Source organism: Pseudomonas sp. B21-040 (genome assembly GCF_024748695.1).
Lineage (GTDB): Bacteria > Pseudomonadota > Gammaproteobacteria > Pseudomonadales > Pseudomonadaceae > Aquipseudomonas.
The window spans coordinates 1,855,016-1,870,536 of sequence record NZ_CP087176.1 but is presented as its reverse complement, the minus strand read 5'-3'; the positions used below and the strand labels follow the sequence as shown (position 1 = coordinate 1,870,536).

The 15,521-nt window shown below is 59.4% G+C and carries 16 protein-coding genes; 13 read left to right on the top strand and 3 right to left on the bottom strand.

Going from position 1 to position 15,521, the window contains the following annotated elements; all coding sequences use genetic code 11:
• Nucleotides 1-24 precede the first annotated feature (24 nt).
• On the bottom strand, nt 25-957 hold the full coding sequence (locus tag LOY55_RS08470) for a lipid A biosynthesis lauroyl acyltransferase (protein ID WP_046027119.1): 933 nt from the start codon (nt 955-957) through the stop codon (nt 25-27).
• Between the two features lie 118 nt (nt 958-1,075).
• Here LOY55_RS08470 and minC point away from each other — a divergent pair, with 118 nt between their 5' ends.
• From minC to LOY55_RS08435, 7 genes are all read left to right on the top strand, one after another.
• Nucleotides 1,076-1,813: a septum site-determining protein MinC gene (gene minC / locus LOY55_RS08465; protein WP_223522494.1), complete on the top strand. Its 738-nt coding sequence runs from the start codon at nt 1,076-1,078 to the stop codon at nt 1,811-1,813.
• Nucleotides 1,814-2,014: 201 nt separating this feature from the next.
• The gene (gene minD, locus LOY55_RS08460; protein WP_046027120.1) at nt 2,015-2,827 is read left to right on the top strand and encodes a septum site-determining protein MinD; all 813 of its coding nucleotides are present in this window, start codon (nt 2,015-2,017) and stop codon (nt 2,825-2,827) included.
• The gene (gene minE, locus LOY55_RS08455; protein WP_007944431.1) at nt 2,827-3,081 is read left to right on the top strand and encodes a cell division topological specificity factor MinE; all 255 of its coding nucleotides are present in this window, start codon (nt 2,827-2,829) and stop codon (nt 3,079-3,081) included. The genes minD and minE overlap by 1 nt, the downstream gene beginning before the upstream one ends.
• A gap of 181 nt (nt 3,082-3,262) precedes the next feature.
• Nucleotides 3,263-3,898: an RluA family pseudouridine synthase gene (locus tag LOY55_RS08450; protein WP_046027121.1), complete on the top strand. Its 636-nt coding sequence runs from the start codon at nt 3,263-3,265 to the stop codon at nt 3,896-3,898.
• A 189-nt stretch (nt 3,899-4,087) separates the two neighbouring features.
• Entirely contained in the window at nt 4,088-5,377 is a 1,290-nt protein-coding gene (locus tag LOY55_RS08445) for a M18 family aminopeptidase (protein WP_109787711.1), read from the top strand.
• 159 nt (nt 5,378-5,536) lie between these two features.
• Complete coding sequence (locus LOY55_RS08440) at nt 5,537-5,713, top strand: hypothetical protein (RefSeq protein WP_175648953.1); 177 nt, start codon at nt 5,537-5,539, stop codon at nt 5,711-5,713.
• Between the two features lie 76 nt (nt 5,714-5,789).
• Entirely contained in the window at nt 5,790-7,973 is a 2,184-nt protein-coding gene (locus tag LOY55_RS08435) for a mechanosensitive ion channel family protein (RefSeq protein ID WP_109787712.1), read from the top strand.
• Here LOY55_RS08435 and LOY55_RS08430 read toward each other — a convergent pair.
• The gene (locus tag LOY55_RS08430) at nt 7,949-8,662 is read right to left on the bottom strand and encodes a UTRA domain-containing protein (RefSeq protein ID WP_046027124.1); all 714 of its coding nucleotides are present in this window, start codon (nt 8,660-8,662) and stop codon (nt 7,949-7,951) included. The two genes, LOY55_RS08435 and LOY55_RS08430, sit on opposite strands and share 25 nt — an antisense overlap.
• Before the next feature lie 361 nt (nt 8,663-9,023).
• Here LOY55_RS08430 and LOY55_RS08425 point away from each other — a divergent pair, with 361 nt between their 5' ends.
• The 6 genes from LOY55_RS08425 to LOY55_RS08400 all read left to right on the top strand — a co-directional run bounded on the left by LOY55_RS08425 (nt 9,024) and on the right by LOY55_RS08400 (nt 14,351).
• Entirely contained in the window at nt 9,024-10,088 is a 1,065-nt protein-coding gene (locus LOY55_RS08425) for an ABC transporter substrate-binding protein (RefSeq protein WP_109787713.1), read from the top strand.
• A gap of 138 nt (nt 10,089-10,226) precedes the next feature.
• The gene (locus LOY55_RS08420) at nt 10,227-11,033 is read left to right on the top strand and encodes an alkaline phosphatase family protein (protein ID WP_109787714.1); all 807 of its coding nucleotides are present in this window, start codon (nt 10,227-10,229) and stop codon (nt 11,031-11,033) included.
• Nucleotides 11,030-11,875, top strand: a complete 846-nt coding sequence (locus tag LOY55_RS08415) for an ABC transporter permease subunit (RefSeq protein ID WP_109787715.1) — start codon at nt 11,030-11,032, stop codon at nt 11,873-11,875. Before LOY55_RS08420 ends, LOY55_RS08415 begins: the two co-directional genes overlap by 4 nt.
• Nucleotides 11,862-12,662, top strand: a complete 801-nt coding sequence (locus tag LOY55_RS08410; RefSeq protein ID WP_046027128.1) for an ABC transporter permease — start codon at nt 11,862-11,864, stop codon at nt 12,660-12,662. Before LOY55_RS08415 ends, LOY55_RS08410 begins: the two co-directional genes overlap by 14 nt.
• Nucleotides 12,659-13,663 (top strand): ABC transporter ATP-binding protein, encoded by a 1,005-nt coding sequence (locus LOY55_RS08405; RefSeq protein ID WP_046027129.1) that lies wholly within the window; start codon nt 12,659-12,661, stop codon nt 13,661-13,663. The genes LOY55_RS08410 and LOY55_RS08405 overlap by 4 nt, the downstream gene beginning before the upstream one ends.
• A 34-nt stretch (nt 13,664-13,697) precedes the next feature.
• Nucleotides 13,698-14,351, top strand: coding sequence for an HAD family phosphatase (locus LOY55_RS08400; protein ID WP_109787717.1), 654 nt, complete (start codon nt 13,698-13,700; stop codon nt 14,349-14,351).
• 109 nt (nt 14,352-14,460) lie between these two features.
• Here the strand turns inward: LOY55_RS08400 and LOY55_RS08395 are convergent, their stop codons facing one another.
• Nucleotides 14,461-15,423 (bottom strand): zinc-binding dehydrogenase, encoded by a 963-nt coding sequence (locus tag LOY55_RS08395; protein ID WP_046027131.1) that lies wholly within the window; start codon nt 15,421-15,423, stop codon nt 14,461-14,463.
• Between the last annotated feature and the right edge of the window lie 98 nt (nt 15,424-15,521).

Genomic DNA, 15,521 nt, shown 5'->3' with positions numbered 1-15,521 from the left:
ATGGCGCTTAAAGGGATCGGTCACTCAACCGCGTTTTTTGTACAGCTTCGGCTCGCCCGGTGGACGGCTCTTGAAGCGGCGGTGAGCCCAGAGGTATTGCTCCGGGCATTCGCGCAAGGCGCCTTCGACCCACTGATTGATGCGGATGCAATCGGCCTCTTCGGTTTCGCCGGGGAACCCTTCAAGTGGCGCATGAATCACCAGTCGATAGCCGCTACCGTCCGCCAGGCGCTCCTGAGTGAACGGCACCACCAACGCCTTGCCCAACCGGGCAAACTTGCTGGTGGCGGTGACCGTTGCGGCCTGAATGCCGAACAGCGGAACGAAAATACTTTGTTTGGCGCCGTAATCCTGATCCGGTGCGTACCAGATCGCCCTGCCCGCGCGCAGCAATTTGAGCATGCCGCGCACATCGTCGCGCTCTACCGCCAGCGAATCGAGGTTGTGCCGCTCGCGACCACGGCGCTGGATATAGTCGAACAACGGATTTTTGTGTTCGCGGTACATGCCGTCGATGGTGTGCTGCTGCCCCAACAGCGCCGCGCCGATTTCCAGCGTGGTGAAATGCACCGCCATCAGGATCACGCCCTTGCCCTCGAGCTGAGCCTTTTTCAGGTGCTCCAGCCCTTCGACATGGGCCAGTTTGGCCAGACGCTGACGCGACCACCACCAACTCATCGCCATTTCAAAGAAGGCGATACCGGTGGAGGCAAAGTTTTCCTTGAGCAGCCGCTTGCGCTCGGCGGGCGATTTTTCAGGGAAACACAGTTCGAGATTGCGTTTGGCAATGCGCCGTCGGTCGCCGGCCAGGCGATACATCACGGCCCCCAAGAGGCGACCGATAAACAGCAACGCCGGATACGGCAACTGCACAACCAGCCACAACAGCCCCAAGCCACACCACAGCGGCCAGAAACGCGGAGAAAGAAATGCTGTTCGAAAACGCGGGCGATCCATTAAAGGTTCCGGAAAGACAATGGCCGGGCATTCTACATCGTTCGACCCGGCTTGCGGCTTGCGGGCGTTCTCGTTATAAGTCTCGGCACTTTTAGTGACAAGCCGTTGTATGCCGACCATGAGCCAAACCGAACTGCAAGACCAGGATCCCGTGTTCCAGTTGAAGGGCAGCATGCTTGCCATTACGGTGCTGGAACTGGCCCGCAACGACCTCGAGAACCTTGATCGGCAACTGGCCGCCAAGGTCGCACAGGCACCCAACTTTTTCAGCAACGCCCCGCTGGTGCTGGCCCTGGACAAGCTCCCGGCCAGCGAAGGCGCGGTGGACTTGCCGGCCCTGATGCGTGTCTGCCGTCAACACGGCCTGCGTACCCTGGCCATCCGCGCCAGCCGCATCGAAGACATCGCTGCCGCCATTGCGGTCGATCTGCCGGTGCTGCCGCCGTCCGGTGCCCGTGAGCGCCCGCTTGATCCGCTCGAAGGCCAGGTGAAGAAAAAACCGGAAAAACCACCGGAATCGACTATCAAACCGACGAAAATCATCACTTCGCCCGTACGCGGCGGTCAGCAGATTTATGCACAAGGCTGCGATCTGGTGGTGATTTCCTCGGTCAGCCCGGGTGCGGAACTTCTCGCCGATGGGAACATCCATGTATACGGCCCTATGCGCGGCCGGGTATTGGCCGGCGTCAAAGGTGACACGAAAGCCAGGATTTTTTGTCAGCAAATGAGCGCTGAACTGGTGTCCATCGCAGGCCACTACAAGGTTTCCGAGGATCTGCGTCGAGATCCCTTGTGGGGTGCGGGCGTACAGGTCAGCCTGTCCGGCGACGTGTTGAACATCATTCGGCTTTAACGGATACTGCCGCATTTTCCAAGCATCTCTAAAACGTAGCGAAAACGGCTCAAACGAAGTAGGAAAACGGCCAAAGGCAGTGTTTACCGGAGGTAAACCCCGCCCAGGACCGTATTCCAGCCAAGGCTGTCCGACTGCAGTAGTTTTTCAAGAGATGTTTTTCAGGGGCTAAAAGTCCTTTTTCCTTAGGGGTGAAACACCTTGGCCAAGATTCTCGTGGTTACATCCGGCAAGGGTGGTGTGGGTAAGACCACCACCAGCGCCGCTATCGGTACCGGCCTCGCTCTGCGTGGTCACAAAACAGTTATCGTCGACTTCGACGTCGGCCTGCGTAACCTCGACCTGATCATGGGTTGCGAACGTCGCGTCGTGTATGACTTCGTCAACGTGGTCAATGGCGAAGCCAACCTGCAACAGGCGCTGATCAAAGACAAACGCCTGGAAAACCTTTACGTACTGGCCGCCAGCCAGACTCGGGACAAAGACGCGCTGACCACTGAAGGCGTGGAAAAAGTCCTGATGGCGTTGAAAGAAGACTTCGAATTCGTGGTCTGCGACTCTCCGGCGGGCATCGAGAAAGGCGCCCACCTGGCCATGTATTTCGCTGATGAAGCGATTGTCGTGACCAACCCGGAAGTGTCCTCGGTACGTGACTCGGACCGCATGCTCGGCCTGCTGGCCAGCAAGTCCCGTCGTGCCGAACGTGGTGAAGAGCAGATCAAGGAACACCTGCTGATTACCCGCTACCACCCGGAACGTGTCGAAAAAGGCGAAATGCTCAGCGTCGAAGACGTCAAGGAAATCCTTTCGATCAAATTGCTCGGCGTGATTCCGGAATCCCAGGCGGTGCTCAAGGCTTCCAACCAGGGCGTGCCAGTGATTCTTGACGACCAGAGCGATGCAGGTCAGGCCTACAGCGACACGGTTGATCGCCTCTTGGGCAAAGAAAAGGAACATCGTTTTCTCGATGTAACGAAGAAGGGATTCTTCGAGCGCCTGTTTGGAGGTAGGTAATGAACATTTTTGACTTCTTTCGTGCCAACAAGAAGCCAAGTACCGCATCGGTAGCGAAAGAGCGTCTACAGATTATCGTGGCGCATGAACGCGGCCAGCGCAGTACCCCGGACTACCTGCCAGCCTTGCAGAAGGAATTGGTCGAAGTGATCCGCAAGTACGTCAACATCGGGTCCGATGACGTGCACGTCGCTCTGGAAAACCAGGGCAGTTGCTCGATTCTGGAACTCAACATCACCCTGCCGGATCGTTAATCGATCCAGCGGTAGCCACGGCGGCTCAGGCTTGCGCCCCTGTAGGAGCCGAGCTTGCTCGCGATGACGGTTTTACATTCAACGACGATGTTGAATGAACCACCGCTATCGCGAGCAAGCTCGGCTCCTACAGGGTGCGAGGTTCTGAGCCGCCGTTGGCGTTTGTTACGAGGCTGTTTTAATGCCGTTGTCCAACGTTCACATCATCCATCAGGACGCCGCCGTACTGGTGGTGAACAAACCGACCCTGTTGCTCTCCGTGCCCGGCCGGGCCGATGACAACAAGGACTGCCTGATTACCCGCCTGCAGGAAAACGGCTACCCGGAAGCGCGAATCGTCCATCGTCTGGACTGGGAAACCTCCGGCATCATTCTGCTGGCCCGTGACCCGGACACCCATCGCGAGTTGTCTCGGCAATTTCACGATCGCGAAACCGAAAAGGCCTACACCGCCCTGTGCTGGGGTCAACCGGAACTGGACAGCGGCAGCATCGACTTGCCACTGCGCTACGATCCGCCGACCAAGCCTCGTCATGTGGTCGACCACGAATTCGGTAAAAACGCCCTGACATTCTGGCGTGTGCTGGAGCGCTGCGGCGACTGGTGCCGCGTCGAACTGACGCCGATCACCGGCCGCTCGCACCAACTGCGCGTGCACATGCTTTCCATTGGCCACCCGCTGTTGGGTGACGGGCTCTACGCCCATGAGCAAGCCCTGGCCGCCTGGCCGCGCCTGTGCCTGCACGCCAGCATGCTGAGCTTTACTCATCCGCAAACCGGCGAACGTTTGCGCTTCGAGTGCCCGGCACCGTTCTGACAGCCGATGATTAATCTGTAGGAGCTGAGCTTGCTCGCGATAGCGGTCTGTCAGCCGACATCCACGTTGAATGTGGCATCGTCTTCGCGAGCAAGTTCGGCTCCTACAAGTGATTTTCCACACCCGCAGCCCACCGCCAATTCTCTGACCAATACGTTAAACTGGCGCCACTGCTGTCTGGAGCTTCTTATGCGCGAAGAGTTGAACCAAGGCCTGATCGACTTCCTCAAGGCCTCCCCTACCCCGTTCCATGCCACCGCCAGCCTTGTTCAACGGCTGGAAGCGGCGGGCTATCAACGCCTCGACGAACGCGAGCCATGGACCACCGAAGCCAACGGTCGCTACTACGTCACCCGTAACGACTCCTCGATTGTCGCGTTCAAGATGGGCCGTCATTCGCCACTGCATGGCGGTATTCGCCTGGTGGGCGCGCACACCGACAGCCCATGCCTGCGGGTCAAGCCCCAGCCGGAGCTGCAACGCCAGGGTTTCTGGCAATTGGGCGTCGAAGTCTATGGCGGTGCGTTGCTGGCGCCGTGGTTCGACCGTGACCTGTCCCTTGCCGGCCGCGTGACCTTCCGCCGTGATGGCAAGGTCGAAAGCCAGTTGATCGATTTCAAGGCGCCCATCGCCACCATCCCCAATCTGGCCATTCACCTCAACCGTGAAGCCAACATGGGCTGGGCGATCAACGCGCAAACCGAACTGCCGCCGATCCTTGCGCAATTCGCCGGTGACGAGCGCGTGGACTTCCGCGCCGTACTGACCAATCAGTTGGCGCTCGAGCATGGTTTGAACGCCGATGTCGTTCTTGACTACGAGTTGAGTTTCTACGACACCCAAAGCGCTGCGGTCATCGGTCTGCATGGTGACTTCATCGCCGGGGCGCGCCTGGATAACCTGCTGTCGTGCTACGCCGGCCTGCAAGCTTTGCTGACCGCCGAAACGGACGAAACCTGTGTGCTGGTCTGCAACGATCACGAAGAAGTCGGTTCCTGCTCGGCCTGCGGCGCCGATGGCCCGATGCTCGAGCAGACGTTGCGTCGCCTGTTGCCTGAAGGTGACGAGTTCGTACGCACCATCCAGAAATCCCTGCTGGTGTCGGCGGACAATGCCCACGGCGTGCACCCGAACTACGCCGATAAGCACGACGCCAACCACGGCCCGAAACTCAACGCCGGCCCGGTGATCAAGGTCAACAGCAACCAGCGCTACGCTACCAACAGCGAAACCGCCGGCTTCTTCCGCCACCTGTGCATGGCCGAAGAAGTACCGGTGCAAAGCTTTGTGGTGCGCAGCGACATGGGCTGTGGCTCGACCATCGGCCCGATCACCGCAAGCCACCTGGGCGTGCGCACTGTCGACATCGGCCTGCCGACGTTCGCCATGCACTCGATCCGCGAACTGTGCGGCAGCCACGATCTGGCGCATCTGGTCAAAGTCCTGAGCGCGTTCTATGCCTGCCAGGAATTGCCGTAGCCGCTGAAAGGCTTCGCGAGCAGGCTCGCTCCCACAGGTTGATACGAATCATGTGGGAGCGAGCGCTCTGCTCAGACCGGCTCATTTCTGATACACATCACCCTCGGTCACCCAAAAGCCACCTAGACTTAAATTATCCCTCCTGACAAGGCTGTCTCCATGATCTCGTTGTCTTCGTTTCACGCCATGCTGATCCCGATCCTCGCCGGGATGATCCTGCTGGCCCTCGGCTTCAACTTTCGTGACAAAAACGCCGGCGTGTTTGCCATGTGGATCGGCATGATGACGATCCTCGCCACCGTGGTAATTAAAATCCTCGCCAAACTCAACGAATAAATCCTCCCCTGGCTCGCATTGATTTAGACGGGCTCGTACACTCGGCCAATCCGTTCATCCCGAGGTTGACCGCCTAGTGCTCGCTCGTCTTTTCGCCCTGCCGTGTTTCTTCCTTGCCTGCCTCTTGGTGCTGCTGCCGATGGCACCTGCCCAGGCGGTCGGTTTGCCGAGCTTGCTCGGCGGTTCGACGAAAGCCCAGCCAGAGGCGCAAGTCCCGTTGGGGCAATCGCTCGACGAAGTCATCAAGTCGCTGGAAAACGATCAGCAGCGCACCAAGCTGCTCGCGGACCTGAAGAAGCTGCGCGACGCCACCAAAAAAGCCCAACCCGCCGCCGAAGAAGGCGTACTGGGCTTGATCGGCGGCACGTTGGCCACGTTTGAAAAACAATTCTCCGGGGCCGACAGCCCACTCAATCGCTGGTCTGAAGAGTTTGGCCTGGCTCGCGATGAGCTGTCTGCGTTGCTGCTTCCCGCCAGCGAATGGCTGCCGATCATCTTCGCCTTCGCCATGATCCTGATGGTCTGGAGCCTGTTGGCAGCAGCCCTGATCTGGGTCAGTCATCGGGTGCGGATGCGCTTCGGCCTGACCGAAGAATTGCCGCAACACCCCAAGGCGCTGGACATGTTGCGCTTCGCCCTGCGCAAGCTCGGGCCATGGATGATCGCGTTGGTGATCACCGTCTACATGAGTTACGCCCTGCCCTCATCGCTGGGCAAAAGCCTGGCCATGGTGCTGGCTTATGCGCTGGTGGTCGGCACCTGTTTCTCGGCAATCTGCGTGATCGCGTTCTCCCTGCTCGACGGCCCGCACCGCCACCGCGCCTTGTACATCCTGCGTCACCAGGCGTTCCGGCCGTTATGGCTGATCGGCAGTTTCGCCGCGTTCGGTGAAGCGCTGAACGATCCCAGACTGGTCGCCGGCCTTGGCAGTCATCTGGCCCACACGGCCGCGACGGCCGCCAACGTCCTGGCGGCGTTGTCCACCGGGCTGTTCATCATGCGGTTCCGCCGGCCGATCGCGCATTTGATCCGCAATCAGCCGCTGTCCCGACGCCTGACCCGGCGCGCCCTGAGCGATACCATCGAGATCCTCGGCACCTACTGGTATGTCCCGGCACTGGTGCTGGTGGGCGTCTCGCTGTTCGCCACGTTCGTCTCGGCCGGCGACACCAGCACCGCCTTGCGTCAGTCGCTGATCTGTACCGTGCTGCTGGTGTTGTGCATGGTCATCAACGGGCTGGTGCGGCGCCATGCCCTCAAACCGCAACGCGGTGTGAAGCGCCACGCGCTGTATTCGGAACGGCTGAAAAACTTCTTCTATACCCTCGCCCACTTGCTGGTGTGGCTGGCGTTCATCGAACTCGGCCTGCGGGTCTGGGGCATGTCGTTGATCTCGTTCACCGAAGGTGAAGGCCATGAGGTCAGCGTCAAACTGTTCAGCCTTGCCGGCACGCTGATTTTCGCCTGGCTGATCTGGATCCTCAGCGACACCGCCGTGCACCACGCGCTCACCCGTTCACGCAAAGGCCTGGCCAATGCCCGCGCGCAGACGATGATGCCGCTGATCCGCAACGTGTTGTTCGTGGCGATTTTCATTGTCGCGCTGATCGTCGCGCTGGCGAACATGGGCATGAACGTCACGCCATTGCTGGCCGGTGCCGGTGTCATCGGCCTGGCCATCGGTTTCGGCGCGCAGTCTCTGGTGGCAGACCTGATCACCGGACTGTTCATCATCATCGAAGACTCCTTGGCCATCGACGACTACGTGGACGTCGGCGGTCACCTGGGCACCGTCGAAGGGTTGACCATCCGCACCGTGCGCCTGCGGGACATCGACGGCATCGTCCACACCATTCCGTTCAGCGAAATCAAAAGCATCAAGAACTACTCCCGAGAATTCGGCTACGCCATTTTCCGCGTGGCCGTGCCCGCCAGTATGAACATCGATGAGGCCATCAAGTTGATGCGCGAAGTCGGCCAAAAAATGCGCACCGACCCGCTGCAACGGCGCAACATCTGGTCGCCGCTGGAGTTCCAGGGGGTTGAAAGCTTCGAGTCCGGCAACGCGATTCTTCGCGCCCGGTTCAAAACCGCGCCGATCAAACAGTGGGAAGTTTCACGGGCATTCAACCTGTCGCTCAAGCGTCATCTGGACGACGCAGGGATGGACCTGGCGATGCCGCGCATGAGCGTGCAGGTGGTGACCGCTGGCGGCGGACCGCAGACCGAAAACGATCAGACCACATCCACCCCGACGTGAATCGCATCATGGCGCCAAAACTCCAGGTCACAATCGATCAGCCGCTCATGCTGATCGTAGTTGACCCGGGCGATGCGCAGTCCCGGGCTACCCACTGACACCCGTAGCGCGGCGGCCGCATCCGCCGAGAGCGACGTTGGCACAATTTCGAAACGCACCCGCCCGTAGTGCAAATCGTAATGCCGCGCGTACAACTCGGTGATCGACTGATTCAAATCAAATTCAAGAATCCCCGGAAAATACTGCGGGTTCAGATAGTGCTCCACGTACAACACCAGCCGCTCATCAATGCGTCGCGCGCGGCAAATCTGGATCACGCTCGACAGCGCCGGCAATTGCAACCAGGCGCACACCGCCGCTGACGCCGGCTGCAACCGCGCCGAAATCACCTCGGTGGACGGCACCCGCCCCTGCGCACTGACCATCGCGTGAAAGTGACTGCGCTGCATCAGGTTATAGGCCAGGCGCGGTGGTGAAACGAACCAGCCGCGACGCTCCTCGCGATAAATCTGCCCCTGCGCCTCCAACTGCAACAGCGCCTCACGCACGGTAATCCGCGTGGTCCCGAACAACTCACTGAGCTTGCGCTCGGCCGGTAGCTTGTTGCCGGGCGCCAACAGACCGTGGTCGAGCTGTTCCTGCAGGACCTGACCTATGGCTGTCACCGCTTTTGTTGCCTCATCACGCATCAACGTTACCTATCTGGACTAGACCAGCACAGTTTCGGGGCAGAACCGCACTGTAACCCCGGCTCATTTTCATCCTGCAAGCGTAGGCAGTGCAGATGACTGATCGATGACAAAGCTACCCAACGGTCATGCCCACGGTCGCTTCAAGCCCTGCAATACATCGGCCAAGTCCCTTGCTCACCGGGCCTTTGCCCATGGTCTACGCTTATCTGGCACCTGCCAATACCGGGCAAATAATTGTGCTGCCGGGCGACGACCGACATGAAAGTGTCATCGAGCCCACCTAAATTGGCTCAGGTATTGCTGACCTAGACCAACACAACCGCAATCGCAGCGTTGAAAACGCCCAAAGGAGCTTCGGATGAAAAAGCTTTTCCTGGCATCACTGTTAGGCTCGACCATTGCCATGTGCACCGCCGCCATGGCGGCTGATGATTTGAAAACCCTCGAAGCCGCTGCGAAAGCGGAAGGCGCCGTCAACAGCGTCGGCATGCCCGATGACTGGGCCAACTGGAAAGGCACCTGGGAAGACCTGGCCAAAACCTACGGCCTCAAGCACATCGACACCGACATGAGCTCGGCACAGGAAATCGCCAAGTTCGCCGCTGAAAAAGACAACGCCAGCGCTGACATCGGTGACGTGGGCGCAGCGTTCGGCCCGATCGCGGTCAAGCAAGGCGTAGTTCAACCGTACAAGCCGACGACCTGGGATCAGGTTCCCGCCTGGGCCAAGGACAAGGACGGCAACTGGGCTCTGGCCTACACCGGCTCCATCGCGTTTATCGTCAACAAGAAGCTGCTGCACGGTTCCGAAGCACCGACCAAGTGGGCTGACCTCAAGGGCGGTAAATACAAGGTTTCCATCGGCGACGTGAGTACCGCGGCCCAAGCGGCCAACGGTGTATTGGCAGCGGCATTGGCCAATGGCGGTAACGAGGCAAACCTTGAACCGGCCCTGAAACTGTTCGCCGAAATCGCCAAGCAGGGTCGCCTGTCCATGGCCAACCCGACGATTGCCACCATGGAGAAGGGTGAAATCGAAGTCGGCGTGGTCTGGGACTTCAACGGCCTGAGCTACAGGGCCAAGATGGCCAACCCGGATGACTACGTAGTGCTGATTCCATCCGATGGTTCGGTGATCTCCGGCTACACCACCATCATCAACAAATACGCAAAAAACCCGAACGCCGCCAAGCTGGCCCGCGAATACATCTTCAGCGACGCCGGCCAGATCAACCTGGCAAAAGGCAACGCGCGTCCGATCCGTGCCGAGCACATCACATTGCCGGCCGACGTGAAGTCCAAGCTGCTGCCTAACGAGCAGTACAAAAACGTGACGCCGATCAAAGACGCAGACGCATGGGAAAAGACCTCCAAAGCCCTGCCTCAGAAGTGGAACGAAGAAGTCATCGTAGAAATGAAGTAATGCTTCATCCGTAAGAGCAAAGCTTGCTCGCGATAGGGGAAACCCCGGTCTATCCAAAGAACGGGGTAACTCCATCGCGGGCAAGCCTTGCTCCTACAGGATTTGAGAATATTCAATGTTCGCGGAGTTTTTGCCCCTATGAAGCACAACGTCATCCTTGTCGTGCTCGACGGCCTCAATTACGAGGTCGCGCGCCACACCATGGGGCACCTGCAGGCCTACGTCGGCGCAGGACGCGCAGCGCTCTACAAACTGGAGTGCGAACTGCCGGCCCTGTCTCGCCCCTTGTACGAATGCATTCTCACCGGCGTCCCGCCGATCGAGAGCGGCATCGTTCACAACAATGTCTCGCGCCTGTCCAACCAGCGCAGCATCTATCACTACGCCACCAACGCCGGCCTGAAAACCGCTGCGGCGGCTTATCACTGGGTCAGTGAGCTGTACAACCGTTCGCCGTTTATTGCCGCACGGGACCGTCACACCGACGACGAGAACCTGCCAATCCAGCACGGTCACTTTTACTGGAACGACCACTACCCGGATTCGCACCTGTTCGCCGACGCCGAAAGCCTGCGCGTGCGTCATGCGCCGAACTTTCTATTGATCCACCCCATGAACATCGACGACGCCGGGCACAAGCACGGCCTCGATACCCCGCAATACCGCAACAGCGCCCGTTCGGCCGACATCATCCTGGCCGACTACCTGCGCACCTGGCTCGACGCCGGTTATCAAGTACTGGTGACGGCCGACCACGGCATGAACAACGACCGATCCCACAACGGCCTGTTGCCGGAAGAACGCGAAGTGCCACTGTTTGTCCTCGGCGATGCGTTCAGCTTGAACACCAGCGCTATGCCGAAACAGACTGAAATCTGCGGCACCGTCTGCGAACTGCTGGGCGTGGCCCACGACAAACCTGTGTGCCGGGAGCTGCTCAAGTGAATGCCAATACCCGTGGCAAGTGGCTGGCGGCGTTGTGTCTTGTGCCCTTTGTACTGTTCTTTATCGTGTTCGAAATCGCCCCGCTGATCTGGGTGATGATCAACAGCCTGGAATCGGAAGAGTTTGGCTGGGGCCTGGCCAACTTCACCAAGATCTTCAATTCAAAGTTCTATTTGCAGGCGATCCAGTACAGCCTTGAGATCAGTTTCTGGTCCAGCGTATTCGGAATCATCATCGCGGTGCTTGGCGCCTACTCCCTGCGTCGGGTCGACTCGAAACTGCGCAACTTCGTCAACGCCTTCGCCAACATGACCAGTAACTTCGCCGGCGTGCCACTGGCCTTCGCGTTCATCATTCTGCTGGGCTTCAACGGCAGCTTCACCATCATGCTCAAGCAGGCCGGGATCATTCAGGACTTCAACCTGTACTCGAAAACCGGGCTGATCATTCTCTACACCTACTTCCAGATTCCACTCGGCGTGTTGCTGCTCTACCCGGCGTTCGATGCTTTGCGCGAAGACTGGCGCGAGTCCGCCGAACTGCTCGGCGCCAGCGGCTGGCAGTTCTGGCGGCACATCGGTTTGCCGGTGCTGACGCCAGCGCTGCTCGGCACATTCGTGATCCTGCTGGCCAACGCCCTCGGCGCCTACGCGACGGTGTATGCACTGACCACCGGCAATTTCAACGTGATGACCATCCGCATCGCGGCAATGGTGTCCGGTGACATTTCCCTCGATCCGAATCTGGCCAGTGCCCTGGCGGTGGTGTTGGTGGCGTTGATGACCCTGGTGACCATCGTGCATCAGCTGCTGTTGAAGAGGAGTTACCATGTCTCGCGCTGAACTGGGCCCCGTGGGCGTTTACCACCGCGTCGTGGTGTACCTGCTGTTTGCCATTCTGTTGTTGCCGCTGCTCGGCACGTTCATCTATTCGATCTCCAGCAGTTGGTCGGCCACTATCCTGCCCAGCGGCTTCAGCATCAAATGGTACGTCCAGCTGTGGAGCGATCCGCGCTTTCTGAACGCTTTCGGTCAATCGCTACTGGTCTGCGTCGGTGCGCTGATCCTGTCGGTGGTGCTGATTCTGCCGCTGCTGTTTGTGGTGCATTACCATTTCCCGAAACTCGACGCATTGATGAACATTCTGATCCTGCTGCCCTTCGCGGTGCCGCCGGTGGTGTCTTCGGTGGGGCTGTTGCAACTCTACGGGTCGGGGCCTTTCGCGATGGTCGGCACGCCGTGGATTCTGATTGGCTGCTATTTCACGATTGCCCTGCCGTTCATGTACCGGGCCATCACCAACAACTTGCAAGCGATCAACCTGAGCGACTTGATGGACGCGGCCCAACTGCTCGGCGCCAGCACCTGGCAAGCGGCCTTCCTGGTGGTGCTGCCGAACCTGCGCAAAGGCTTGATGGTGGCGTTGCTGCTGTCGTTCTCGTTCCTGTTCGGCGAGTTCGTGTTCGCCAACATCCTCGTCGGCACCCGCTACGAAACCCTGCAAGTCTACCTCAACAACATGCGCAACAGCAGCGGCCACTTCACCAGTGCACTGGTGATTTCCTACTTCCTCTTTGTGCTGGTTCTGACCTGGGCGGCCAATATCTTGAACAAGGACAAAAGCGAATGAGCTATGTGAGCGTCCAACATCTTCAAAAGAGCTACTCATCATCAAGGCAGGCCGGCACCACAGTATTCAGCGACATCAACTGCGAAATCCAGAAAGGTGAATTCGTTACCCTGCTCGGCCCGTCCGGTTGCGGCAAGTCCACGCTGCTGCGCTGCATCGCCGGCCTGACCTCGGTCGATGGCGGCAAGATCCTGCTCGATGGCCAGGACCTCGTTCCCCTGAGCCCGCAGAAACGCGGAATCGGCATGGTGTTTCAGAGCTATGCGCTGTTTCCGAACATGACGGTGGAACAAAACGTCGCCTTCGGCCTGCGGATGCAGAAGGTCAACGCCGACGACAGCCAGAAGCGCGTCGCCGAAGTGCTCAGTTTGGTGGAGTTGAACGACTTCGCCGCTCGATATCCGCATCAACTGTCCGGCGGCCAATGCCAGCGCGTCGCCCTCGCCCGTTCACTGGTGACCCGGCCACGCTTGTTGTTGCTGGACGAACCGCTGTCAGCCCTCGATGCACGGATTCGCAAGCACCTGCGCGAACAGATCCGTCAGATCCAGCGTGAACTGGGCCTGACCACGATCTTTGTCACACACGATCAGGAAGAAGCGCTGACCATGTCAGACCGGATTTTCCTGATGAATCAGGGAAAGATCGTACAAAGCGGCGACGCCGAAACCCTGTACACCGCCCCGGTGGATGTCTTTGCCGCCGGTTTCATCGGCAACTACAACCTGCTGGATGCCGACAGCGCCTCGAAGCTGCTGCAACGGCCAATCAGCCACCGCATCGCCATTCGCCCGGAAGCCATCGAGCTGAGCCTGAACGGCCAACTGGATGCCCAGGTGCGCAGCCACAGTTTGCTGGGCAACGTGATTCGGTACCGGGTCGAAGCCCGTGGTGTGGAATTGGTGGTAGATGTGCTCAACCGCTCGGCGGCCGACCTGCATCCCGATGGTCAGCGCCTGGCGCTTTCCATCGATCCGACGGCCCTGTGTGAGGTAGCCTGATGACCTTGCTGATGTTGAAGAGAGAACTGCACTAATGGCCCTGGCAATTTTTGATCTGGATGAAACCTTGATCCACGGCGACTGCGCCACCCTCTGGAGCGAGCAAATGGGTCGACTGGGCTGGGTCGATCCCGAGTCGTTCATGCGTCAGAACAACGAACTGATGGACGCCTACAGCCACGGCAAGTTGCGAATGGAGGACTACATGACCTTCAGCCTGGAACCGATGATCGGCCGCACGCCGGAAGAGGTTGAGCACTTGGTCGGGCCTTGGGTGGAGGACTTCATCGAGCCGATTATCTTCAGCGACGCTACCAAGGCCATCGCCGCCCACCGCAAGGCCGGCGACCGGATTCTGGTGATCTCGGCGTCCGGCACGCACCTGGTGAAGCCGATTGCCAATCGCCTGGGCATCGACGAGATTCTCGGCATCGAACTGGAAGTGGCGCATGGCGTGTACAGCGGCCACACCGTGGGCACGTTGACCTACCGCGAAGGCAAGATCATCCGATTGCTGGAATGGCTGGATGCGGAAGAGGAAAACCTCGAAGGCGCGAGTTTCTACTCGGACTCACGCAATGATTTACCGCTGTTGCTGAAAGTGGATTTTCCCCACGTGGTGAATCCGGATCCGGTGCTGCTTGAGCATGCCGAAAAGGCCGGCTGGCCGATCCACCTCTGGAAGTAACAGGTAGCCCCTGTAGGAGCATGGCTTGCCAGCGATTCAGGCGACGCGGTGTGTCTGTCAAAACACGCCAACGTTCATCGCGGGCAAGCCATGCTCCTACAGGAGAGAGTCAAACCAGGCTTTCGTCGATCACCAGCACCAGCTTCCCCGCCACCGTGTTGGTCGCCAATTCGGCAAACGCCGCTTCGGCATCCTTGATCGGGAACGTCCTGGCCAACTGCGGGCTCAAACGCCCCTCGGCAAACAGTGGCCAGACGTGCTGGCTCAAATCGCTGAACAAGTCCGCCTTGAACTGATCGTCGCGACTGCGCAAGGTCGACCCCAGCAGTTGCACACGCTTGGCCAGCACTTGCGCCAGGTCCAGCTGCGCCTCACGGCCGCCCATCAGGCCGATCAGCACCCAACGTCCATCTCGGGCCAGCAGCTTGAGGTTCAGCGCCGCGTAATGACCGCCAACCGGGTCGAGGATCACATCGAACGGCCCCAGGTCATTCAAACTGTCCAGGCCACCCTTGCGCACCACCCCGCCCTGCGCCCCCAGCGCCTCACAGTAAGCCAGACGCTCGGCAGAACCGACGCTGACCCAGCACGGGTTGCCAAACGCCTTGCACAGCTGAATGGCGGCTGAACCAATTCCACTTGCTCCGGCGTGCAGAAGAACTTTCTCACCCGGTTTAAGCGCCGCGAGTTGATACAAATTCAGCCAGACGGTTGCATACACTTCGGGCAGTGCTGCCGCCTCGACCAGTGACAAACCGTCTGGCACTGGCAACACATGCCGTCCGTCGACAACTACCTCTTCGGCCATCCCGCCCCCGGCCAGCAAGGCGCAAACCCGATCTCCGACCTGCCAGGAAGACCCCGGGCCGACCTCGCTGATCACCCCTGAACACTCAAGACCCAGTACTTGACTGGCCCCGGGCGGCGGCGGATACAGACCCGCTTTCTGTAACAAATCGGCGCGATTGAGACCCGCAGCCGCCACGCGAATGCGAACTTGTCCTACATCGCATGTAGGACTGGGCTCTTCAAGCCACTCCACTTGACCGTCAACGCCTTGCAATGCTTTCACAGTGCCTCCATAGTGAGTCTGGACTGAGCCCGTAGCTGTAGCCTCGGGCTTTCTTGCATTATGCGACCGGCCCTTGTGGATCCGGCGACTTCAAAGAC

Excerpts from the sequence above, each read along its gene's own strand:
- LOY55_RS08470 (WP_046027119.1), bottom strand. The coding sequence starts at position 957 with ATGGATCGCCCGCGTTTTCGAACAGCATTTCTTTCTCCGCGTTTCTGG.
- minC (WP_223522494.1), top strand. The coding sequence starts at position 1,076 with ATGAGCCAAACCGAACTGCAAGACCAGGATCCCGTGTTCCAGTTGAAG.
- minE (WP_007944431.1), top strand. The coding sequence starts at position 2,827 with ATGAACATTTTTGACTTCTTTCGTGCCAACAAGAAGCCAAGTACCGCA.
- LOY55_RS08450 (WP_046027121.1), top strand. The coding sequence starts at position 3,263 with ATGCCGTTGTCCAACGTTCACATCATCCATCAGGACGCCGCCGTACTG.
- LOY55_RS08445 (WP_109787711.1), top strand. The coding sequence starts at position 4,088 with ATGCGCGAAGAGTTGAACCAAGGCCTGATCGACTTCCTCAAGGCCTCC.
- LOY55_RS08440 (WP_175648953.1), top strand. The coding sequence starts at position 5,537 with ATGATCTCGTTGTCTTCGTTTCACGCCATGCTGATCCCGATCCTCGCC.
- LOY55_RS08430 (WP_046027124.1), bottom strand. The coding sequence starts at position 8,662 with ATGCGTGATGAGGCAACAAAAGCGGTGACAGCCATAGGTCAGGTCCTG.
- LOY55_RS08425 (WP_109787713.1), top strand. The coding sequence starts at position 9,024 with ATGAAAAAGCTTTTCCTGGCATCACTGTTAGGCTCGACCATTGCCATG.
- LOY55_RS08420 (WP_109787714.1), top strand. The coding sequence starts at position 10,227 with ATGAAGCACAACGTCATCCTTGTCGTGCTCGACGGCCTCAATTACGAG.
- LOY55_RS08410 (WP_046027128.1), top strand. The coding sequence starts at position 11,862 with ATGTCTCGCGCTGAACTGGGCCCCGTGGGCGTTTACCACCGCGTCGTG.
- LOY55_RS08405 (WP_046027129.1), top strand. The coding sequence starts at position 12,659 with ATGAGCTATGTGAGCGTCCAACATCTTCAAAAGAGCTACTCATCATCA.
- LOY55_RS08400 (WP_109787717.1), top strand. The coding sequence starts at position 13,698 with ATGGCCCTGGCAATTTTTGATCTGGATGAAACCTTGATCCACGGCGAC.